This is a genomic window from Desulforhabdus amnigena, assembly GCF_027925305.1.
GTDB classification, from domain to species: domain Bacteria; phylum Desulfobacterota; class Syntrophobacteria; order Syntrophobacterales; family Syntrophobacteraceae; genus Desulforhabdus; species Desulforhabdus amnigena.
In genome coordinates, this window is the sequence record NZ_BSDR01000001.1 from 3,225,443 (window position 1) to 3,246,909 (window position 21,467).

Annotated in this window: 17 protein-coding genes and 3 tRNA genes; 7 read left to right on the plus strand and 13 right to left on the minus strand. The window is 51.5% G+C overall.

What is annotated here, in order from left to right:
• Positions 1-2 precede the first annotated feature (2 nt).
• From QMG16_RS13730 to tadA, 12 genes are all read right to left on the minus strand, one after another.
• Positions 3-224: a hypothetical protein gene (locus tag QMG16_RS13730; RefSeq protein WP_281795048.1), complete on the minus strand. Its 222-nt coding sequence runs from the start codon at positions 222-224 to the stop codon at positions 3-5.
• A 511-nt stretch (positions 225-735) separates the two neighbouring features.
• Positions 736-811, minus strand: a tRNA-Asn gene (locus tag QMG16_RS13735).
• Between the two features lie 125 nt (positions 812-936).
• A complete protein-coding gene (gene porB / locus QMG16_RS13740; protein WP_281795050.1) occupies positions 937-1,887 on the minus strand; it encodes a pyruvate synthase subunit PorB in 951 nt (316 codons plus the stop codon).
• Positions 1,888-3,060, minus strand: a complete 1,173-nt coding sequence (locus tag QMG16_RS13745; protein ID WP_281795053.1) for a transketolase C-terminal domain-containing protein — start codon at positions 3,058-3,060, stop codon at positions 1,888-1,890. It abuts the gene before it with no gap.
• 2 nt (positions 3,061-3,062) lie between these two features.
• Positions 3,063-3,356 carry a 4Fe-4S binding protein gene (locus tag QMG16_RS13750; RefSeq protein WP_281795056.1) on the minus strand — a complete coding sequence of 98 codons (294 nt, stop codon included), beginning with the start codon at positions 3,354-3,356 and terminating at the stop codon, positions 3,063-3,065.
• Positions 3,357-3,359: 3 nt separating this feature from the next.
• A complete protein-coding gene (locus QMG16_RS13755; protein WP_281795058.1) occupies positions 3,360-3,908 on the minus strand; it encodes a pyruvate ferredoxin oxidoreductase subunit gamma in 549 nt (182 codons plus the stop codon).
• Positions 3,909-4,324: 416 nt separating this feature from the next.
• Positions 4,325-4,930 carry a recombination mediator RecR gene (gene recR / locus QMG16_RS13760; protein ID WP_281795060.1) on the minus strand — a complete coding sequence of 202 codons (606 nt, stop codon included), beginning with the start codon at positions 4,928-4,930 and terminating at the stop codon, positions 4,325-4,327.
• A gap of 100 nt (positions 4,931-5,030) precedes the next feature.
• On the minus strand, positions 5,031-5,357 hold the full coding sequence (locus QMG16_RS13765; RefSeq protein WP_281795063.1) for a YbaB/EbfC family nucleoid-associated protein: 327 nt from the start codon (positions 5,355-5,357) through the stop codon (positions 5,031-5,033).
• 204 nt (positions 5,358-5,561) lie between these two features.
• Positions 5,562-7,325 carry a DNA polymerase III subunit gamma/tau gene (gene dnaX / locus QMG16_RS13770; RefSeq protein ID WP_281795064.1) on the minus strand — a complete coding sequence of 588 codons (1,764 nt, stop codon included), beginning with the start codon at positions 7,323-7,325 and terminating at the stop codon, positions 5,562-5,564.
• A gap of 122 nt (positions 7,326-7,447) precedes the next feature.
• Positions 7,448-7,540 (minus strand) — tRNA-Ser (locus QMG16_RS13775).
• A gap of 45 nt (positions 7,541-7,585) precedes the next feature.
• Positions 7,586-7,681: transfer RNA gene (locus QMG16_RS13780), tRNA-Ser, on the minus strand.
• On the minus strand, positions 7,658-8,179 hold the full coding sequence (tadA, locus tag QMG16_RS13785) for a tRNA adenosine(34) deaminase TadA (protein WP_281795066.1): 522 nt from the start codon (positions 8,177-8,179) through the stop codon (positions 7,658-7,660). The genes QMG16_RS13780 and tadA overlap by 24 nt, the downstream gene beginning before the upstream one ends.
• 320 nt (positions 8,180-8,499) lie before the next feature.
• On the opposite strand from tadA, the gene QMG16_RS13790 reads away from it, so the two are divergent.
• The 7 genes from QMG16_RS13790 (at position 8,500) to QMG16_RS13820 (ending at position 18,566) form a co-directional block, all read left to right on the plus strand.
• Positions 8,500-8,808 (plus strand): hypothetical protein, encoded by a 309-nt coding sequence (locus QMG16_RS13790; protein ID WP_281795068.1) that lies wholly within the window; start codon positions 8,500-8,502, stop codon positions 8,806-8,808.
• Positions 8,805-10,607, plus strand: a complete 1,803-nt coding sequence (locus tag QMG16_RS13795; protein ID WP_281795071.1) for a L,D-transpeptidase family protein — start codon at positions 8,805-8,807, stop codon at positions 10,605-10,607. The genes QMG16_RS13790 and QMG16_RS13795 overlap by 4 nt, the downstream gene beginning before the upstream one ends.
• A gap of 341 nt (positions 10,608-10,948) precedes the next feature.
• Positions 10,949-12,250 (plus strand): IS4 family transposase, encoded by a 1,302-nt coding sequence (locus tag QMG16_RS13800; protein WP_281793340.1) that lies wholly within the window; start codon positions 10,949-10,951, stop codon positions 12,248-12,250.
• Between the two features lie 488 nt (positions 12,251-12,738).
• The gene (locus QMG16_RS13805) at positions 12,739-14,628 is read left to right on the plus strand and encodes a penicillin-insensitive murein endopeptidase (protein WP_281795074.1); all 1,890 of its coding nucleotides are present in this window, start codon (positions 12,739-12,741) and stop codon (positions 14,626-14,628) included.
• 258 nt (positions 14,629-14,886) lie between these two features.
• Entirely contained in the window at positions 14,887-16,974 is a 2,088-nt protein-coding gene (gene fusA / locus QMG16_RS13810; RefSeq protein ID WP_281795075.1) for an elongation factor G, read from the plus strand.
• Positions 16,975-17,104: 130 nt separating this feature from the next.
• Entirely contained in the window at positions 17,105-17,809 is a 705-nt protein-coding gene (locus QMG16_RS13815) for an AAA family ATPase (protein WP_281795076.1), read from the plus strand.
• A 40-nt stretch (positions 17,810-17,849) separates the two neighbouring features.
• Entirely contained in the window at positions 17,850-18,566 is a 717-nt protein-coding gene (locus tag QMG16_RS13820; RefSeq protein ID WP_281795077.1) for a hypothetical protein, read from the plus strand.
• A gap of 118 nt (positions 18,567-18,684) precedes the next feature.
• On the opposite strand, the gene aroF is transcribed toward QMG16_RS13820, so the two are convergent.
• The gene (aroF, locus tag QMG16_RS13825) at positions 18,685-20,586 is read right to left on the minus strand and encodes a 3-deoxy-7-phosphoheptulonate synthase (RefSeq protein ID WP_281795078.1); all 1,902 of its coding nucleotides are present in this window, start codon (positions 20,584-20,586) and stop codon (positions 18,685-18,687) included.
• Positions 20,587-21,467: the final 881 nt, after the last annotated feature.

Genomic DNA, 21,467 nt, shown 5'->3' on the forward strand with positions numbered 1-21,467 from the left:
CGTTAACTCGTGAATGAATGAAGGCTTCGGTGGCCCGGAATATCAAGGCGAATCGAAGTAAACGCCTCAGATTCTTCAACTTGCGCTACATGCTCTGCCCCACTGCCGGAATCTGGGGCGATTCGGCGTCCGTTTCGATGGCGCATGTAGCCTCTGGCCAGGATCGTGGCGATCTCCGATATCACCTCTTCAAGTGAGGTGGGGACGTGTTCGTTGTCCGGCATCCGGTCCTCCTTTTGCGGGAGGCCGCGTAAAGGTGCCGTCGTGGATGCCGCTGGGGCGGGATCGGCCTGACGTCGAGAAGGCCGTTGGAGCCCGTCCGACACCACCCGAAGGCGATGTCGTCGGCACCCACAACGGTCTCCGATCTCACGGCTGTTTCCGCTGTCTGGTAATCCGCTTGCGCCGGACCCACTGGTCCGGCTTTCGGCAGATACCTACCGGAGGGGAGTTCGAAATGTCGAAACGGGTGTCCGGATGCAGCCGGGCTGTTAAACAAGGCGACTCGAAAAACGGAGAACGGGAGAATTCGGAGAGGACATTTTCGGTGAGCGCGCGCAAACCCAACGGTTGCACCCGAACCCCGAGCGGTGAGCTTCGAAACGGAGAATCGGGGTTAATGTGCGGGCGGGCGTAAGTCAGCGTGGACACGCCGGAAACGACAAGACCCCGAGGGGATCACCCCACGGGGTCTTCTCGTTAAACAAGAACCGCTGAAATCAGCGGATGGATTTCTGGCTCCCCGGGACGGACTCGAACCGCCAACCTAGTGGTTAACAGCCACCCGCTCTGCCGATTGAGCTACCGGGGATCGTGTCAAGCGAGGAGCATCAATAGCAAAATGATCCGTGCTTGTCAATAAAAAGGTAGAAATTTTTCGCCCGGAAAGCGCTCATTCTTTTTCAAGAGCACCTTCCAGGCTCTTTTACCCTTTTCTTACGCTTCCACGCCGCACTTTTTCAGGAGTTCGGCGTAATCGGCATCGATGCGTTCCTGGATCATCTGAATATCGGTTTCGGTCAGATGGCGGAAACGGCGCTGCATCTTGAGGTAATCCGCAACCGGCTTGGGTTTGGCCACTTTGCGGGAGAGAACATACTGCCCGTCGATGACTTCGTAGAGGGGGAAGACCTTGGACTGAACAGCCATTCTGGCTACAGCCACGCTCTCTTCTCCACCACAGCGCCAACCGGTGGGGCAGGGTGAATAGAAGTGCAGGTAGGCAGGCCCGGGGATCATGGAGGCCTTCTTCACCTTGTTCATCAGGTCCACGGGAAATGCGGGAGATGCGGTGGCCACGTAAGGAATGTTATGAGCCACTGCGATGCCAGGCATGTCCTTCTTCCAGGTGCTCTGCCCCTTGCTTTTCTTTCCTACCGGGGAGGTGGTGGTAGCCGCACCCCAGGGAGTGGAAGAAGAGCGCTGAATACCGGTATTCATATAGGCTTCGTTATCGAGGCAGATATAGATGAAATTGTGACCGCGCTCCATGGCGCCGCTCAAAGCCTGGATACCGATGTCCGCCGTGGAACCGTCACCGCCGTAAGCGAGGAAGGTCACATCGGGCTGGTTGATGATACCCTTGCGGTTCATGGCCTTGTAGGCTGCTTCCACGCCGGCGACGACAGCGGAGGTATTTTCGAAAGCCACGTGAATCCAGGGCACATTCCATGCCGTCTGGGGAAAGGGGGAGGTCACGATTTCCATGCAACCCGTCGAGCTGCATACTATGACGTTGTTTCCAAGAGCCTTCATGGCCTGACGCAAAGCCAATATTTCCCCACAACCCTGACAGGCGCGATGACCGGGCGAAAGAGGTTCCACCTCCGGCATGTTCTTGAGGTTAAACCCTTTGAAATCCTTTATAGCTTCTGCTGCGATTCCCATTTATTCCCTCACATTGATGATTTCATAAGGTACAGGTTTACCACCGTTGGTGGAGGCTTTTTCGACCATTTCCTCGAAGTTCTGCACGGTCACATCCCGACCGCCGAGACCGACGAAGAAGTTCCGGACGTTGGGGTGATGGTTCTGATCGAACAGAATCGATTTAACCTCGGCCGCAACAATGCCGGAATCTCCGCCGGAGAAGTTCATGGCGCGATCCAGCACAACCAGGTTCTTGGCTCCCTTGACCGCATCGAAAAGTTCCGGACCGGGGAACGGCCTCCAGAGGCGAATACGAGCGAGACCCACCTTCTTGCCCTGGGACCGCAAATGGTCAACCGCCGTCATGGCCGTTTCTGAAATACTGCCCATGCTGATGATGATGGTTTCGGCGTCTTCGGTTTTGTAGGTTTCAACCGGCTTGTAGTAACGGCCGAACTTATCGCCGAATTCCTTCCAGGCTTCAATGATGACGGCCTTGGAATTCCTCAGGGCCTGATCCTGGGCCATCTTGGCTTCGGTGTAAATGTCGGGCATGCCCACAGGACCAAAGGTCACGGGCTTGGAGGGATCCAACCGCAAGACAGGCTTGTAAGGAGGCAGGTACGCATCCACCTCAGCCTTATCCGGCATATTCATGGGTTCGATCATGTGGCTCAGGGTGAACCCATCCAGGTTTACCTGTACGGGAAGCAGAACACGATGGTCTTCAGCTACCTTGAAGGCATGAAAGGTCAGGTCGATCACTTCCTGACCGTTTTCAGCAATGGTCTGGATCCAGCCGGTGTCGCGGGACATCATCAGGTCGGCATGGTCATTCCAGATGCTGATGGGGGCACTCAGCGCGCGGTTGGCCACCGTCATCACGATGGGCAGGCGCATGCTGGAAGCGATATAACAAATTTCAGACATCAGGGCATAACCCTGAGAACTCGTAGCCGTAAAGGTACGCGCTCCGGCAGCGGAGGACCCGATACAGCAGCTCATGGCGCTGTGTTCGGATTCGACGGGGATGAATTCGGCATCCAAGTGTCCGTCGGCAACCAGTTCAGAGAGGTGTTCCACGATGTGAGTCTGAGGAGTGATAGGATATGCTGCAATCACATCAACATTAGCCAGAGCTACGGCCTCAGCAGCAGCTATTGAGACTTCTACCCCAATCCGCTTGCCCATAATCAATCACCCTCCTGAACCATTGTAATACAACTTACGGGGCACTCTTTGGCGCAGATCCCGCAGCCTTTGCAGTAGAACAGATTCGCTTCGTAGTAGCCCTCTGCGTTCTTCTTGTAAACCATATCAGGGCAGAAAATGTAGCACTGACCACATTTCGTGCATTTGTCATAATCCGTAACGGGGCGCATGGACCGCCAGTCACCGGTCCTCAACTCACCGGCGCTACCGGGTTTCGTAACCGCAACACCCAGCTCCAACTCTTTCCAGCTCATGATACCAGTTTCTTTAGCCACCGATTATCCCTCCACCACAGTTTCTTCGAAGGCGCGCGTACAGGCCTTGATGTTCTTTTCGGCAATGGGACCAAAGCGATGCTCGATGGGGCCGCGCAGGCCGTCCATGGAGATCAGGCCCGTAGCTTTCAATAGAGCCCCCAGCATCGTCGTATTCGTGATGGGAACCCGCATGGTCTCTACGGCAATCTTGGAAGCATCCACAAGGGCCAGACGAGCCTTGATGCCCGTTTCCTTGCGCACTTCTTCTGCGGTTTTGGTCGTATTGAGGATCACAATACCACCCTCTTTGAGCCCGGCTTCAACATTTACAATCTTCAGGATGGTAGGATCCAGAACGATTACGATGTTCGGTTCGTACACTTTTTCCCGAGTGCGAATGGGAGTGTCGCTCACACGCACAAATGCCATAACCGGGGCGCCACGGCGTTCTGGGCCAAAGCTCGGAAATGCTTGTGCAAACTTCCCCTCTCCAATCGCGGCTAGGGCTGTTAGCTCTGCTGAAGTAACGGCCCCTTGGCCTCCGCGTCCATGAAATCGAATTTCAACCATGATTCGTCTCTCCACACTCAACGTTCCAGGTCAATGCGCTCACCAGTAAGAAGCCCTTCATCATTTTCAACTCGAGCATACTATCGGCGAACAAAAGTAGGGACTCTATATCTACCAATCGCGGGTTTTATAGCAGCACTGTACAAAAAAGGTCAAGGCGTTTTCCAGTTTTTTTTGACCTAAAGTGCAATTTCTCACAAAAAAAGGATAAACTAGATGCCCATTTAGAGCCTATCCGAAAACCTACCTCGGCAGCGACACCCTCCTTTAATTCCCCCCTCGAGGGGGACCAAGGGGGGGTGTCGCAAAATCCACAGATGGCTTCCGGGTAGGTACTTAGCGGAGGGGTTCCACCCCATGCCGGTGTCCCCCAGAGGTTTTCTGAAAATGCACCTTCGGGATGAAAACCCGGTGCATCAGAATTCCTGCCTCCCTTTCAACGCCCGCTCCATGGTGATGCGATCGGTATATTTGAGGTCCCCTCCCATGGGTATTCCGTAGGCGATGCGGGAAATCCTCAAAGGACGGTCTTTCAGGAGCTTTACCAGATAGTGCGCCGTCGCTTCCCCTTCGCTGCTGGGATTTGTTGCAATGATGATTTCCTTGATGTTTTCCGTATCCAGCCGTTTCAAAAGCTCCTTGATGCGGATGTCGTCCGGACCTATGGCGTCCAGAGGGGCCAGAACCCCCTGCAGAACATGATAACGCCCTTTGAAGGCCCCCGACTGTTCGACGGCAAGGAGGTCCGCGGTGCTTTCCACCACGCAGATCACTCCCGTATCCCGGGCAGGGTCCCTGCAGATGGAACAGAGCTCTTCATCCGTGAAGTGAAAACACCTGGAGCATGTGTGCACCTGGCTTCTCATCTGCAGAATCCCTTCGGCAATGGCTTCGGCCTCTTCTTTGGGGCACTGCAGGAGAAACATGGCGATCCGTGTGGCGCTTTTCTCCCCCAGACCGGGAAGCTTGCTCAGCCTGCGGATGAGTTGGGTCAAAACGGGCGGATAAGCATTGAGACTCATGTACTTTTGCCTTCACTCTCCCTATGCGGCGCACTTTCCAGCGGCAGGTCCCATACGGAAGTCCCCCGCAAGCTGCCCGCAATGGCCGGGTCGGACACCGTTAAAAGAGTCCAGGGATTTTCAAGCCGGGAATATTCAGCCCTCCGGCAAGCTTGCCCATCTCACCGGCAGCCATTTCCTGGGATTTCCGCAGACCGTCGTTGACCGCCGCCACCACCAGGTCTTCCAGCATTTCTACATCCTGGGGGTCCACCACCTGAGGGTCGATTTTCAAACTCACCACTTCCTGACGCCCATTGACAACAACGGTAACCATGCCGCCCCCGGCCGAAGCTTCAACCGTTTTCGCAGCCAATTCTTCCTGCATTTTGGCCATCTTGTCCTGTAATGCCTTAACCTGTTGCATGGGGTTAAACCCTTTAGCCATGATTTTTCCTCCTTGGAAACAATAAAAAAGACAACCCGGCACGCTTTAGAACCTATCCAGAAACCACCTGTGGACTTTGCGACACCCCCCTTAGTCCCCCCTTGAGGGGGGAATTAAAGGGGGGTGTCGCAAAGTCCACAGGTGGTTTCTGGATAGGCTCTTAAAAGCGGAACATTTCCATGAATCCACAGCACTTGGAATGCATCAGTCTTTCGACTCTTCCGGTGACTTTTCCGGCTTTTCCGCCTTCAGACGTCGAATATCCACCAGTTCCCCCCCCAGAATCTCCAGCGCCTGCATGACCATGGGATGTTCCATCACTTTCCTTTTGAAATTCGGCCTGGATGACTTCCGGGAAGAGGCCTCACCCGTTTCACCTTCCGGGGATGTCTTCCTGTGTATGACCCACTGAAACTCCTGCCCGAAAAAATCGAGCGCCACCCTGGTCAGGCGAGCCCGGGATTTGGGGTCTTTGAACGTATCTTCAAAGATTTCCAAAACCTCCAATTCCAACGTCGCGCCGTTTCCCGGCGAAGCATGACTGTCTTTCAATTTGGCGGCAAGAATCGCATCACTTGTCTGAAGCCACTGCAGGAAATCGAGCCAGCGGCCCGCCGCTTCTTCGGCGGTCACTTCCCTTCCACTTCGAGCCGTCCCGGGAGGGGGCTCGGGAACCATGGGCGGTTCGGGAATATCCCTTGCAACGGCGGGGAATTCAGGCGGAAAGATCTCTTCCGGTTCGCGGAGCGCAGAAGGCGAAGGAGCGGAGTGCACGCTCACAGAGCCGGGTGTGGACCTCACCGTATCCCGCCCCTCTTCACTCAAACGCCCTTCCAGGAGCGTGATTTTTTCCAATACCTTTTCCAGGGATTCGAGGCGCGGCAACTGAGAGAGGCGTAAAAGGAGCATTTCCAGAGTGATTCGGGGCAGAGTGGATCGCCGAATTTCTTCCTCTCCCTTTAAAAGCATCTGGAAATAGAGATAAAGAGATTCAGGCGTTGTCTTGGCAACCTCGGCCGCCAAGTATTCCCTTTCTTCTCCGGGCAAATCCAGTTGCGACCGCATCTCCCCTCCTTCCAGTGCCAGAAACAGGAGATTTCTGAAATGATCGCACAACTGCTGGCAGAAACGCCGGCTGTCGATGCCCCTGCGATGCAGTTCGCCAACCACATCGAGGCAATCCCTCACATTCCCGTCCAAAATCGCCTTTCCCACCCGGTGGACACTACGCCGATCCACAACCCCCAGGACGTCCAGAATTTCTTCATCGCTCAACCCGTCACCGCTGAAAGCCAGGAGCTGCTCTAAAAGGCTCTGCGCATCCCGCATGCTCCCATCGGCTTCACGCGCCACGGCATAAAGCACCCCATCGGAAAGCCGGGCATGTTCCTGCTCGGCTATATCCTTCAGGTGCGAAACGAGAAGCTGCGTAGGAATCCGGCGAAAATCAAACCGCTGACAGCGGCTCAATATGGTGGACGGAATCTTGTGGGGTTCAGTGGTTGCAAAAATGAACAGCACATGTTCCGGAGGCTCTTCCAATGTCTTGAGCAGCGCATTGAACGCCTCGGAAGTCAGCATATGCACTTCATCGATGATATAGATTTTGTAGCGGCTCTTGGCAGGGCGATAGCGCACGGTTTCGCGCAGTTCCCGAATGCTGTCGATGCCCCGGTTGGATGCGCCGTCGATCTCAAGAACGTCTACCGCATTCCCCTGGGTGATTTCACGACAATTGGAACATACATTGCAAGGAGCTAAAGCCTTTTCCGCTTCGCAATTGAGCGTCTTGGCCAGAATCCGCGCCACCGAAGTCTTACCCACTCCCCGGGCACCCGTAAACAAATAGGCATGTGCAATGCGATTGGACCGGACGGCATTTTGGAGGGTTCTTGTGACATGAGGCTGCCCGATGACCTCTTCAAAGGTCTGGGGGCGCCACTTTCGCGCGATTACAAGATAAGACATGAGCCCATTGATTATATCTTCTGAGGGGAAAAGATTTGCAGCGGTGGATCATATGAACCGGGCCTAACCATCGGCGAACCACCCCTTTACAGTGGGAAACAGCACTGAGGAATTTGTTGAACTGGCGGAGAGAGAGGGATTCGAACCCTCGGTACGCCTTTTGGGCATACACACGATTTCCAGTCGTGCTCCTTCAGCCTCTCGGACATCTCTCCAATAGCGGCATCTGATACAACCAGCCAGTACAAAAAATTTTTCTGTGGCGGAGAGGGTGGGATTCGAACCCACGTGCCCTGCTCTTCACAGGACAAGTCGATTTCGAGTCGACCCCGTTACGGCCACTTCGGTACCTCTCCCCTGCCTCGATCACATTTGGCTTCCCGACGGCGTTCCCGAAAGAACCTGCGCAGCAATTCAGCACTCTCCTCCGCCCGAATGCCATGAACGACTTCAATATAATGATTCAAAGAGGGGACCTTTGTCAAGTCTACAACACTTCCAGCAGCACCTGATTTGGGATCGAACGCGCCGAAGACTACCGCTTGAACACGCGCATGCAACATGGCCCCCAGACACATGGAACAGGGCTCCAGGGTCACATAGAGCAAAGTCCCCGGAAGCCTGTAATTCCCCAGCACTTTCGATGCCTGCCGCAATGCGAGGATTTCGGCATGAGCCGTGGGGTCATGCAAAGCCACAGGCGCATTGTGCGCACGGCCCAGAACTTCCCCCCCAGGTCCAACCAGAACCGCTCCCACGGGCACTTCCTCATGCGCATAGGCCTTATGCGCTTCCTCCAGCGCCAATCCCATATAATCATGGTGATTCTTCAGGGAATTCCACGCCGATGCCATTCTCTCCCTCACTAGGAGTTCCTGCAGATAGCACAATTCTTTACTTGCGAAAAGACTTTTTATTATGCGGGATCAAAAAATTATCCGAATCAGGATTGAATATTAAATTGCTAAGTTGTTTTTTTTAACTTATTTTTTTATACGAAAAAGAGAAAATCTCGACCATCGGAGATGTGAGAGTTTTTCTCATCGAGCGGCAGTGGCGATTTTAAAGCCACCCCTGATCCGGAAAACCGGATGCAACTTTCTCCGGGAGTGAATCTGCCAAGGAGATTTCAGCAGTCCCTTTTCGACGGCATTGGCATTCAGGAGGGCTTCTCATGAGCAATCCAGGAATGGTGAATGAAAGCGGTTTCAGAACCGTTGCAGGAATGAAGCTGGTGTATGAGCCGGAAAATCAGTGCGGCCAAATAGCGAGAAAGTACCCGTGCAAAGACTGCCACTCCTGCCAGTTTTGCAGCGAAGCTCGCTGTCATGCCTGCCGCGGCAATGGGAGAAATCACAAAGAGGTTTTATCGCGAAAATTGAGCATATGTGAGCAGATTCAACTTTTTGATGCGATCAATGCTCGGGAGAGACGGCAACAGGTAAGCATTTCCAATAAAGAAGCGGATACAGAGGCTCTATGAAACTCAAGAATGGATACTCCACAAACGTTTTCGTACTTTTCTTCACCATCATCCTTTGGGGCTGCACCTTTGGCTTTGCAGCCGTGGAAAAGCAACCGGCAAAGGGCAACAGCGCAGAGTCAGCGTCCTTTCTACAACAACCGGATTCGGGAAAGCCGACTTCCGCTTTCTGGAGATCGAACATCTGGGAGTCCCTTCCCATAGAGTGCCTGCAGAATTCCAGGCAGGGCACAGTTCTGGAAGCCTATCAGCAAAACGAGTGGAAGCCCTTTTTCATCAATTCCCGTTTTGAACCCACAGAGGACGCAAGACTCCTTATGCAAAGGCTGGGAAGGGTTCAGGAAGACGATATCAATCCGAGACCTTACCAACTGGAGACCATCCAGAATCAACTGCAGCGTCTCGACTCTTTAAGGCTCTCCCTCAAGACCGCCGATCCCAACTACCACGATTCCCTTGTAGATTTTTCAGGTTCTCCTTCCCGCACGGAAACACCTTCCTCCCCTTCTCCCCCCTCCAGCCCACGCTACGCCATGAACACGAGTGCAGATACCGTTTCAGATTCCACGCCGGGCAGGAACAATGAAGACAAGTACAGGGAGGCTTTCAAGGCGGCCAGTGAACTGGACATCCGCCTGGCGCAGAACCTGGTGCGGTTTGCACAGGAGATGGACCCCTTTTCCAGGGACGATCAAATCAAAGCGTTGACCGGGGAAATACCCATGGCCACGTTCCTGAAATCCCTTGAACCCACTTCTCCCCACTACAAACCCCTTCTGAGCGCTTTGCAGAAATACAGAAAACTGGCCCAAACGCCTCAGGTCTCCACGAGTGCGCCACTCCGTCCAGGCGATAGCGGGGCGCAGGTCCGTAATCTTCAGAAACGGCTTCAGCAGGAAGACTTCTACAAGGGAAAAATCAGCGGGGTTTTCGACTCGGAAACTCAAGAAGCGTTGAAGCAGTTCCAGCGTTATCACTCCTTGACGGCCGATGGAACTGTCGGGCAGGGGACAAAAGATTTGCTCAATATTCCCTTTTCCGAAAAGGCCGAAATGGTCTCCGAGGCAGTAAGGCTGCTACGGCAGAGTCCGGCACGCCGTTACGACCGATACGTGAGGATCAACATCCCCCAATACATTCTAGAGTATTACAAGGATGGGAAGGTACGGGAGGTTCACAGGGTTATCGTTGGAAAGTCTTCGGGCAAGAAGGTCAAACTCCAGGGGCGCTGGGTCGGGGAAAACCAGACTCCCACACTGGCCAGCCAGATCGAACGGGTCATCATCAATCCCCGGTGGTACGTAACCGAGCGCATTCGAAAAGAGCTGGCCGAGTCTATCTCAGACCCCGGCTACTTTGCGCGGAATGGATACGTGCAGCTGCCCTCAACATACCCATCGGGCCACCCTCGCATCTATCAGCGTCCCGGGCCGAAAAATCCCCTCGGACAAGTGAAATTTGAATTTCCCAACGCCTATGCGGTCTTTCTGCACGACACTCCAAAAAAACAACTGTTTCAGAACTCCAGGCGCGATTTTTCACACGGCTGTGTTCGCGTGGAAAAGGCTCAGGAACTGGCCGCGACCTTGCTGGCAGATGACCAAAACCCGGCCGCGGACAGAATAGATTCCTACCTGGCCAGCGATAAACCGGCACACATCAAACTCTCCGAATCTGTGCCGATCATCATCGAATATCAACCCGTTTCTACCAATGGAAAGGGACAGCTCATTTTTTACGGAGACCCTTATGGGCTCATGAAAGAGAACACCGACATAAAAACGGCTAAAGCATCCTAAGGCGGTCGAGCGGCAATCCTTCCCCAATACTCTTCCTGTAACCGGAAAACCCTCAAGAAAAGCAGGGTATGCCGGTTACGGGGAGCCTTCCTCCGCATGAACATTCCCAAGATATCGAGAGGCTCCCGACGATTGTGTGAATACGACCACATATCAAGCGTTGCATAAGAGCCTATCCAAAAACCTACCTCGGCAGCGGACACCCCCCTTTAATTCCCCCCTCAAGGGGATTGGCGTCAGGTTAAGAATGTTTTCCTTCCATTCTGAAGACTTACATTTAAATGTGTCCATCAGTTAAATGAGGTCTTCAGAAGGAGGAAAAACAAATGAAGGACAGCCAATTGATTCCTGTTGAAAACATGGACATTAAACTCGATGACGCAACTCTTTTGCTCAAAGCCAAAGAAACTGGCTTCATGAAGCGCATCAGAAAGTTTAATCCATTCGATTTCATAAAGGCTCTCTGCCTTATGACTCTCTACAGCACAGTCAGTCTTGAAGTATTTGCCACAATTCTGGGGTTTGTTGCAGGCTCTTGCATCTCAAAGCAATCCCTCTGGGAGAGGATAACCCCCAAATGTGTTGCTTTTGTGCGCTCAGTGCTCATGTCACTCATGTTTAGAGCATCCAGCCTGGAACCTCTCACAGCCAAAGGGGCATTCAGTCGTTTCAAGAGGGTTCTCCTCCAGGACAGCACTACCATTAACCTGCCCGAGAGTCTGGTTCGTTTCTTCCCCGGCTCAGGTAATCAGACGGGAAAGGTGCAAGCAATCATGAAAATTCAAGTCATCCATGATTTGCTCTCGCAGACTTGCCTTCATTTTGGGTTAAGTGGTTTTAGAAGAAACGATCAGAAAGCCTCTGCCGATATTCTTAACTTTGCCAGGCCAGGGGATCTTGTCATCCGAGATCTTGGCTATTTCGTTCTCAACATATTTAGATTATTTACCCGTCAAGGAATCTACTTCCTTACTCCCTATCAGCATAATGTTAATTATTATACAGAAGATGGAGAAAGACTCGATCTCCTTAAACTTCTCAAAAAACATCCTATTGTGGATACCATGATTGTAGCAGGAGCTACGGAGAGACTGCCGGTTAGACTCGTAGCCTCCCCTGTGCCTGCAAACATTGCCCAGATAAGGCGAAGAAAGCTCCTCAAGAAGGACAGAAGGTCCAATCCTACGAAAGAGCAACTCGAACTCCTTGGATGGGATATATTCCTCAGCAATGTTGGGGAGGATATCTGGGATAGCCTGACTGCATGCAGAATCTATGGCATCCGTTGGAGAATAGAGATTCTCTTTAAAGCATGGAAGAGTCACTTCCACCTCAACTCTTTGCCCCAGAAGGGGAGCAAGAGCTATATCGAGCTTCTTGTCTACTCAAGGCTTGTCTTCATCACTCTCTTTCAGTCTTTCTTTGCAGAATTCAGCGCATATGCTTATGCCACTGAGGGCAAACATCTCAGTCTTTTGAAATTTGCTCAGTTTATCCAAGAACATATCTGGGCTCTTATCCTTTTATTCCACTCATCTCAGATGCCAAATCTTTTCCTTGAACAGCTACTCAGGCATTGTGCCTATGAATCACGTCATGAAAGGAAAAACTACCATGAAAAACTCTCTAATTTCTTAACCTGACGCCAATCCCCTCAAGGGGGGACCAAGGGGGGTGTCGCAAAGTTCACAGGTGGTTTCTGGATAGGTTCTAAGTACGACATATGCATATGAACTGAAACACACCGGGGAAATCGGATTCTTAAAGGTCGCAATTCCGGAGAGGAAAATTTTAATTTTTTTTTAAGACCCGGATAGAGAGAAGAAAGGGGGGGAATCGCTTGCACCCACCTCTTTGTCGCCCCTTCTTTAATAAAAACATAACATTTGGATATTTTAAATATTATATATCCCAAAAACTTTATTTCAAGACTTCAATCCGCCTCATCGCAACCCGTTTTCCTCATGCGCTGTAATAGCGAAAAAACCTCATCTGCCCCAAAATGGCCAGGAAAAACAGTTTGACAGAACAACCTTTTTTAGATAGTGAAAATAATCCCGAGAAATCCATCAAACTTTATCGGCCAATAATTGAATACAACGCAATCGCATATAAAATCAGGAGGGGAATTATGGCGAAGGCGGAATCCTGCCTAAAGTTAGGACTCACAACGTTTGCACTGGTATTCCTTCCCATTTTACTTTGTTTTTCCAACAAACCTGCCCAAGCGCTCACTGCTTCAGTCGGCCAACCCTACCACGGGCGCCTTGTAGAGGGCATCCCGTTCCCCCGCCAGTTTCAGGGTTATCAGTTGCGCAATGAGGACCACACCTACACGACCCCGGAATTGATCGGGGCGCTCCTGGACGCCATAGAGGGGGTGCAGGACAAATATCCCAATACCTGCGACCTGTATGTGGGAGATTTCTCCAAGCCGGGAGGAGGATGGATGAACGGGCATCGGTCTCACCAGAATGGGCGGGACGTGGACTTGGGAATGTACGTGAAAGGGAACCGCCCTTTGAATACGTTCATTAACATGAACGAGGAAAATCTCGATGCCCCCAAAACCTGGTGCCTGATCGAAAACCTTCTCCGGTCGCAGCGCGTGCAGTACATCTTTCTCGACAAGAAAGTTCAGAATGTCTTGTATGACTATGCTCTCGGCGAAGGTGTGGATCCGGTCTATCTCGAACGCCTTTTCGGAAACGTGAAGGGGGCGATCATCCAGCATGTCCGCAACCATCAGGACCACATGCACGTGAGGTTTTATGCCCCCTGGTCGACCATGGCAGCTCATTTGGACGAAGGGGATTCGCAAAAGAGAACAGCCGTGGAGATGGCCCAGCAGGCCTACCTTCCCAAGAAAGTCAATTACTATGTCAAGGGGACCGAACGCAACCTGGATATGCTTGCTCGAAGCTTCGGCGTGAGTCGAAGAGACCTTTGCCGCTGGAACCAGATTCACGGCAATGAAATCCTGTCGCCGGGGTCCTGCCTTGTTTTCTATAAACGCGGCTTTGAAATGGAACCCGTAAACCTGGCTCAGTCGCTCCGCCCCGATTCGGTTCCTGAAACTCAAGTCGTCCGATTCGCATCCCTTCGTCCCACCAGGACTTTATCGGATGCTCCCGTTTCCATCCGCAGTTCCGTTACCCGGGAAAGAAAATACTCAGAACCGGTGGCCGCTTCATACACGGCTCAAAGGGATGACACCCTGGAAAGAACAGCGAAAAGCAACACTAGGGAAAGAAAATCTTCGGCACCGGTGACCACTCTATATACGGTGCAAAAGGGGGATACTCTGGAAGGAATAGCGAAAAGCAGCGGCATGGACGTCAAAGCCCTCTTGGCGCTCAACGGACTGAAAAAAAGGACGGCGCTGAAAAAGGGCGATAAGCTCACGCTGCTCGCCAGCATTGACACTGCTTCCACTTCGGACGCATCCCCATCCGCTTCCTCCTCCGGCAATAAGGCTTCAAGCGATTCAGGCAGTTCGGCCTATGTCGCGAAAAAGGGTGAAACACTGGCAAGGATCGCCAAGGCGAATGGAGTGAGCCTCGATACTTTGTGCAAGATCAATAATATAAAGCAAAACACCTCCTTGAAGCCCGGTCAGAAAATCCTGCTCGCCAAAGTGGACACTTCACCCAAAACCTCGTTAAGTGATGCAACGGCTGGCATTTCATCATCCCGGTCAAAGGATTCCTCTTCACAAAAATCCCCGACCAAGGCATCTTTATCCTCCAAGCCATCCAAATCCGCATCGAAGGTGGCAGATCCTCCTGCTACTAAATCCGCAAAAGAATCCAAAGCGCTTAAAGAATCTTCCAAGGCGACGCCCAATGCTTCTTCGGCATCCAAATCAAAAAAGGATTCTGATTCTTCAGTGCTGAAAACATCTGCAAATAAGCCTGCTGCGGCCAAACCGGCTGTCAGCAAGGGTTCGAGCGACAAATCAAAACCCACAGAGAAGGTGGCCAAAGGCACCCAGCCATCCTCCAAAAAACGAGTCAACTGATTTCCCCATGGTTTGAGCAATCCTTCCAAGGACAGAACAGAGGGGCTGCATTCGACACATTCGTTTTTTTGGATTTTTGATCATTTTTCACCAAATTGTCACTTTTCTTCTCCGATCAATTTTGTTATGAAACCAAGCTACAGACGGGCACGGTTTTAAGTGCCCGTTTTTCTTTTTTTCAACTTTTGTTTTTGAATCTTTGAATTGATTTTACTGAATAAAAATTAGAGTATTGAAAGGAGCATTCAGCGGGTTATTATGTCTACCGACCTCACAAAACTTCGGAATATCGGCATCAGTGCACATATCGATTCTGGGAAGACCACTCTCACAGAACGTATCCTGTATTACACCCAGCGTATCCATGCAATCCACGACGTTAAGGGAAAAGACGGCGTGGGAGCGACCATGGACTTCATGGAACTGGAAAAGGAAAGAGGTATTACAATCCAGTCCGCCGCCACTTACTGTAACTGGAAGGATACGTCGATCAACATCATCGACACGCCGGGGCACGTGGATTTTACCATTGAAGTCGAACGGGCTTTACGTGTTCTGGATGGAGCTATCCTGGTGCTTTGCTCCGTAGGTGGCGTCCAGTCCCAGTCTGTAACCGTTGACCGGCAGATGGTGCGCTATAAGGTCCCCCGACTGGCATTCATCAACAAGTGCGACCGGACAGGTGCAGATCCCTTTCGGGTTGTACGGCAACTCAAAGAAAAACTGAATCACAATGCCGTACTTTTGCAGATTCCATTTGGACTGGAATCCGACCACCAGGGCGTCGTGGACCTGATCAAAATGAAAGCTATTGTCTTTGAAGGAGAAAGCGGGGACGAAGTCATAGAACGTGAGATTCCTGCAGAACTCCTGGATATGGCGAAGGAAAAACGGGAAGAGATGCTGGACTCCATTTCTCTGTTTTCCGATGACCTCACCGAAGCCATTCTGGAAGATCAGGTCACGGAAGAACTAATCCATGAGGCCATCCGCACGGGAACGCTCTCTCTCCAATTGACCCCGGTCCTCCTGGGGTCCGCTTACAAGAACAAGGGGGTTCAGCTCCTTTTGGACGCCGTGGAACGCTACCTTCCGTCTCCGCTCGACATCACCAACGAAGCCCTGGACCTGGATAAAGACGAGACGCCGGTCACCCTCGGCTATGAAGAAAAACTTCCCCTGGTCATGCTCGCTTTCAAACTGGAAGTCAGCCGCTACGGTCAGCTCACCTATGTGCGCATCTACCAGGGTTCTCTCCAGAAGGGTGATACCATCACCAACATGCGCACCGGCAAGCGATCAAAAGTGGGCCGCCTGATCCGTATGCACGCCGACCAGATGGAAGACATCGAAAAAGCGGTATCGGGCGATATCGTGGCGCTTTTCGGCATCGACTGCGCTTCAGGCGACACGTTCACCAACGGCGAAGTGCGTTATGCCATGACATCCATCCATGTGCCGGCTCCCGTTATATCGCTTGCCGTCAAACCCAAAGACAAAAAAGCCGAGATGAACATGAGCAAGGCTCTGACACGGTTCACCAAGGAAGATCCGACGTTCAAAACATATCTCGATGAAGAAACCAACGAAACCATCATCTGCGGGATGGGTGAATTGCATCTCGATGTTTATGTAGAACGCATGCGTCGGGAATATGGCGCGGAGGTCGAAACGGGTATGCCCAAGGTGGCCTACCGTGAAACCGTTACGCGCAAGGCGGACTTCAACTATACGCACAAAAAGCAGACGGGAGGTTCAGGACAGTTTGGACGCGTGGCCGGTTTCCTGGAACCCTATGCTGATGGCGAATATAATTTTGTGAACCAGATATCCGGAGGTGCGATTCCTACCGAATTTATCCCGTCATGCGACAAAGGCTTCCAGGCCTGTTTGAATAAGGGGACCCTGGCAGGCTTTCCCATTGTCGGCGTCCAGGTGACCATCAATGACGGTGCAGCCCATTCGGTCGATTCTTCGGACATGGCTTTTCAACAGGCAGCCATCGGCGCTTTTCGGGAAGCTTTCCCCAAAGCCGGCCCCATCATACTGGAACCCGTGATGCGGGTCGTCGTGGAAACTCCTTCGGAATTTCAGGGGACAGTGCTGGGAACATTGAATCAGCGGCGCGGCATGATCATCAGCACATCGGAAGATGGAGCTTTTTCAACCATAGAATCTGAAGTGCCCCTGGCCGAAATGTTCGGCTATTCCACAGTACTTCGTTCCTCCACACAGGGCAAAGCCGAATTCACCATGGAATTCTCCCGCTACAACCCCGTTCCCAAAAATGTGGCGGAAGAAGTCATCAAGAAGCAAAAAGAAGAGCAGAAAACGGAGAAGAAATAGAGAGAAGCGCAAAGAATTTCCTTTGCGTTGTAATGTCTTGGTGTATGATGCGATATAAATAAAATGGGTTGTGAAATAACTCCGTCACATCGATGAAGAATAATTTAAGCAACCTAAGGAGACTATTTTGATGGATATTCAAAAGCCGACGGGTGCCGGCGGCATGAAAATGATTCAGAAGATACTTGGCAAACCGCTTGAGCCCGGGAAACTGGGTGTCCTGATGGCGCGGGCCGGGGTGGGTAAGACTGCCTGCCTGACCCATATTGCCCTGGAATACCTTCTCGGCGGATCATCGGTGCTTCATGTGTGCATTGACGAAATTCCGGAAAAAATCAAGGTATGGTACAAGGAGCTGTTAAAGAACAGTCTTTCTTCTCAATCGAGCGAATCTTTTGCAGAAATAGCTCACAGCACGGAGCGCAACCGCTTTATCCTTGCTTATCTTCATCACACTTTCAATCCTGAAAAGCTGGAGCAGAGCCTGCAGAACCTCAAAGAGCAAGCCGGTTTTCACCCAGACCTGGTGATCCTGGACGGTCTGGATTTCGATAGAGTGCAACGATCCACTCTTGAAATGCTCCAGAATTTTGCCCAAAAACATAATGTCCCGATCTGGATGTCCGCGCGCACCCATCGCCACATTTCAATGACCAACGATAAGGGGATTCCCTATCCCTGCGATAAAAACGATGACCTCTTCGAATCCATCCTGCTGCTGGAGCCCCTGACCGAGACCATTCAAATAAAGGTTCTCAAGCACGGTGCACAATACAGCCCCTCATCGCCCGAAGTATTTCTCAACTCTCAGACATACCTGTTGCAGCAAGGCTAGCCATTGAAGCCAATGAGGGATTTTTCAGAGGAAAGTTTGAATGGACAACGATTTAATCACCGGGCTCACTCGTCAGGTCAAGGATGAAGTCGTTGAAAATTACCTGACGGAACGTCGCATTGTCGGACTTCAGATAGAGGAGATCGAACAGATGGCCGGCGAGATGCGTTTGCGTGCGGAAAGGGCGGGCAGGAGACTGAGCCGGCTCTCTTTCCTGATGGTCCACGGTGAAATGAGGGAAAGACTTTCGAGAATGCTGCGCATCCAGGAAAATTCCTTCTGGAGCGAATGCATGAAAAGGGAGTTTTCCAAAGGGGTCCGTTTCATTCGCGTCAAGGCGCTGACGGACAAGGGAAAATTCAAGAAGCTCGTCCAGGAATCCTATTGCCGTCTTTATAGACGGATGGAAAAATACCGGGCTGCCTACGAGGAGTTGGTAGCCGAATGCGAGGCGGTAAATATCAATATCAGGGCATTTCAAAAAAACTTCGATGTACTGACGCTCCTGGCATTCTTGAGAAGCCTGGACACACAGGAATTGGAAAGAAAACACTTTCTTGGAGAAAACTTCACGCCCGAAGAACTCGGTTCCCTGGACCAGAAGCTCTACATAAAGCCCATCGCATTCGAGAGCCTGGAGGTGCCTCCACCCCTGGAACTTTCACCGCCGGAACGCATGGAATTGCCCCTTTCTGAACTCGCTGCGGAAATCTACAGAAAACATGAGCGAAACGTCAAGTATCTCATGACCCATTGAATTCCGAAAATCATGGGAGTAACTTCATGCCCATGTCCCGCACCCCAGGCTCACTGGAATTGCGGGACATGGGCATTTGCTTTTCAAAAAAGAATTGCCGCCCGGCTATTCTCCCCTTTCACAACCCCGCGTTGCCGCCCTTTCCATAGCTCCCCAGGAATTTGAGAAACTCGGCCTTTTCTTTTAACTGCTCCAAAAGCGGCGCATGATCCTCGTGGCTCAAGTCCACTTCCAGGTCAGCATAGAACAGGTATTCCCACGGCTTGCTGTGAATGGGCCTCGATTCCAGTTTGACCAGGTTGATGTGGTTGTCGGCAAAGATTTTCAGGGTCTCGTACAAAGCGCCCGGAGTGTCGCTCACGGAATAGATCAGGGAAGACTTGTTCCTGGGGCTTGTGAGCAGTTCATTTTTGGAGATCACAACAAACCGGGTGAAGTTTCTGGGATTGGTCTCTATGCCTTCCTTCAATATCTTCATTTGATAGAGCTCCCCCGCCTCTTCACTGGCAATGGCCACTTCACGCGGATTGTTGTTTTCCTTCACCCGGCGCACGGCGGTCGCCGTATCCTGGCAGGAAACGAGGTCCCACGAAGGATGCTGAGCCAGAAATTCCCTGCACTGCTGAAAAACCTGAGGATGGGAATAGACCCTTTCGATCTCTTCCATGGAAGTATTTTCATGACCTATCAAATGATGCTTGATTCGAAGAGTCACTTCTCCCACTATTTTCAAGTCGTATTCGAGCAGCAGGTCATAGTTTTCATGAATACTTCCCGTAAGACTATTTTCCACGGGGATGATACCCAAAGTGGCATTTCCATTTTCGACCCTCTCGAACACCTCCCTGAAAGAGGAACAGTTCTGGAGCGGCACCTCAGAGCCGAAGAACTGCAGGCCCGCTTTGTGACTGAAAGAACCGGGAACACCATGGTAGACGACTCTTGCCGGAAGATCCCCTGAATCCTTTACCGGGCGTTTCAAGAGGGCTGCCTTTTCGAGATACGCATAATCGACCTGTTTTCCCACTACTGGCGCGATGACATAAAGATCCCGCATGAGCTGTTCAAATTGTTCCGGGTAAAGACTCTGCGGGCCATCCGAAAGGGCTTTTTCCGGTTCGGTATGCACTTCGATGGTCAGTCCGTCAGCGCCAGCGGCAATGGCCGCCCGAGCCATGGGACTCACCATTTCCCGAATTCCTGTCGCGTGGCTGGGATCGATGATGATGGGAAGATGCGTCAATTTCTTGATAACGGGCACTGCCGTGAGGTCCAGCGTGTTCCGGGTGTAGCGCTCAAAAGTTCGAATGCCCCGTTCGCAGAGCATTACCTGATCATTTCCCTCGGAAAGAATATACTCGGCCGACATGAGCCACTCTTCGATGGTCGCCGAGAGGCCTCTCTTGAGAAGAACGGGTTTGCCGAGGCGTCCAACGCACTTGAGAAGTTCAAAATTTTGCATGTTGCGTGCGCCGATCTGCACCACGTCGACATACTTCATCATGAGATCGGCCTGGCTGGGAGAGGTCATTTCCGTAACCACTCCCATGCCGGTCTCATCCCGCACTTCACTCAAAATCTTGAGTCCCTCCTCCCCCAGCCCCTGGAAGGAATAGGGGGAGGTGCGAGGCTTGAAGGCGCCTCCGCGGAAGAGAACGGCGCCGCATTTGCGCACGGCCCTGGCGATTTCTAGGGTCCGTTTTCGGTCTTCCACTCCGCACGGCCCTGCAATCACAACCAGACGGTCTCCTCCAACAGCCACATCCCCTACATGAATGATGGAGGGTTTGGGGTGAAGTTCGCGACTCACCAGCTTGTAGGGCTTTGAAATGGGAATGGCCTTATCCACGCCCGGAAGAGTTTCAAAGTACCTGATATCCCTCTGAATCTTCCCCACCACTCCGAGAATTGTCTCTTCGACCCCTTCGATTTCCTTGATCAGGTAATCTTCCGAACGCAGCATATCCTTGAGTTGCTCTTTTTCTTCCCTGCTGATTCCTTTGCTCAGAACCAAAATCACAGTATGCCTCCTTAATACTTTTTCCGGGTTAAAATAAAAAAAAGCCCCGAGGAGATTCTCCTCGGGGCTTTGGTAAGGATTCCCACCCCGGGCGTTTTTTTCAACCACCCGGGGGAATATCTGACTCTTTAGCTACCAAACCAGGTGGATGGGCCGAAAAAAAAAGAAAAAAAAGCCAAAAAAATACCCGAAGCCGGCATTCTTTGAGATAAACCCACTGATTCTGGAAGCATAATTTGCGGAAAACAAATGACTGGACATAAATTCCCTTTTCGTTGTTTAGTTTAAGTCATAAATGGCTTTTCACATAAAGTCAACAAAAATCCCAATTTCAAAAGAGTCCCGGGAATCCCCGAACCAATCTCTTGTTCCCCGCCTCCCTAAATAAAAGCCTGTCCAAAAATTCGCAGTGCCATCAAAACATCCCCTCAGTTCCCCTGGGCATAGACATCAGAAAATTCCCCTTTCGAGGAGAGCGAGGGGGTAGGTTTTTCAAAATGATAATTGCTGAACAGGGGGTCCCCCGTCATCGAAGAAAATATTCAAAAAAGCCCTTGAATTTTTTTGAATTTGATCGGTGAAGGGTTATGATAATATGTGAAAAAATCGTAACAGTGAGTGCAAGAAATGTAACATAGCAAGGCGGGAACGCTGCATTGAAGTTCACGGGAGAACGATTTTTCAAAGCAAAATATCATGGCATATCTATTGCTCTTTAGGACTGAATACAATACAGAGTTCATTCGGGATGATGTGGGACGTGGATGCAGAGGATTGCTTACAAATTTCAAACTTTCTGAGGAAGACTTCGATTCCCGAATATATTCGGTCAGGACTTTAGGAAATGCCTCTGTCATAGAGCTCGATAAAGGAGCAATATG

Coding starts and splice junctions, on each gene's coding strand:
- QMG16_RS13795 (WP_281795071.1), top strand. CDS start 8,805: ATGAAACTCAAGAATGGATACTCCACAAACGTTTTCGTACTTTTCTTC.
- QMG16_RS13790 (WP_281795068.1), top strand. CDS start 8,500: ATGAGCAATCCAGGAATGGTGAATGAAAGCGGTTTCAGAACCGTTGCA.
- QMG16_RS13820 (WP_281795077.1), top strand. CDS start 17,850: ATGGACAACGATTTAATCACCGGGCTCACTCGTCAGGTCAAGGATGAA.
- QMG16_RS13745 (WP_281795053.1), bottom strand. CDS start 3,060: ATGGGCAAGCGGATTGGGGTAGAAGTCTCAATAGCTGCTGCTGAGGCC.
- recR (WP_281795060.1), bottom strand. CDS start 4,930: ATGAGTCTCAATGCTTATCCGCCCGTTTTGACCCAACTCATCCGCAGG.
- tadA (WP_281795066.1), bottom strand. CDS start 8,179: ATGGCATCGGCGTGGAATTCCCTGAAGAATCACCATGATTATATGGGA.
- QMG16_RS13730 (WP_281795048.1), bottom strand. CDS start 224: ATGCCGGACAACGAACACGTCCCCACCTCACTTGAAGAGGTGATATCG.
- QMG16_RS13805 (WP_281795074.1), top strand. CDS start 12,739: ATGGCGAAGGCGGAATCCTGCCTAAAGTTAGGACTCACAACGTTTGCA.
- QMG16_RS13815 (WP_281795076.1), top strand. CDS start 17,105: ATGGATATTCAAAAGCCGACGGGTGCCGGCGGCATGAAAATGATTCAG.
- fusA (WP_281795075.1), top strand. CDS start 14,887: ATGTCTACCGACCTCACAAAACTTCGGAATATCGGCATCAGTGCACAT.
- porB (WP_281795050.1), bottom strand. CDS start 1,887: ATGGGAATCGCAGCAGAAGCTATAAAGGATTTCAAAGGGTTTAACCTC.
- dnaX (WP_281795064.1), bottom strand. CDS start 7,325: ATGTCTTATCTTGTAATCGCGCGAAAGTGGCGCCCCCAGACCTTTGAA.
- QMG16_RS13755 (WP_281795058.1), bottom strand. CDS start 3,908: ATGGTTGAAATTCGATTTCATGGACGCGGAGGCCAAGGGGCCGTTACT.
- QMG16_RS13765 (WP_281795063.1), bottom strand. CDS start 5,357: ATGGCTAAAGGGTTTAACCCCATGCAACAGGTTAAGGCATTACAGGAC.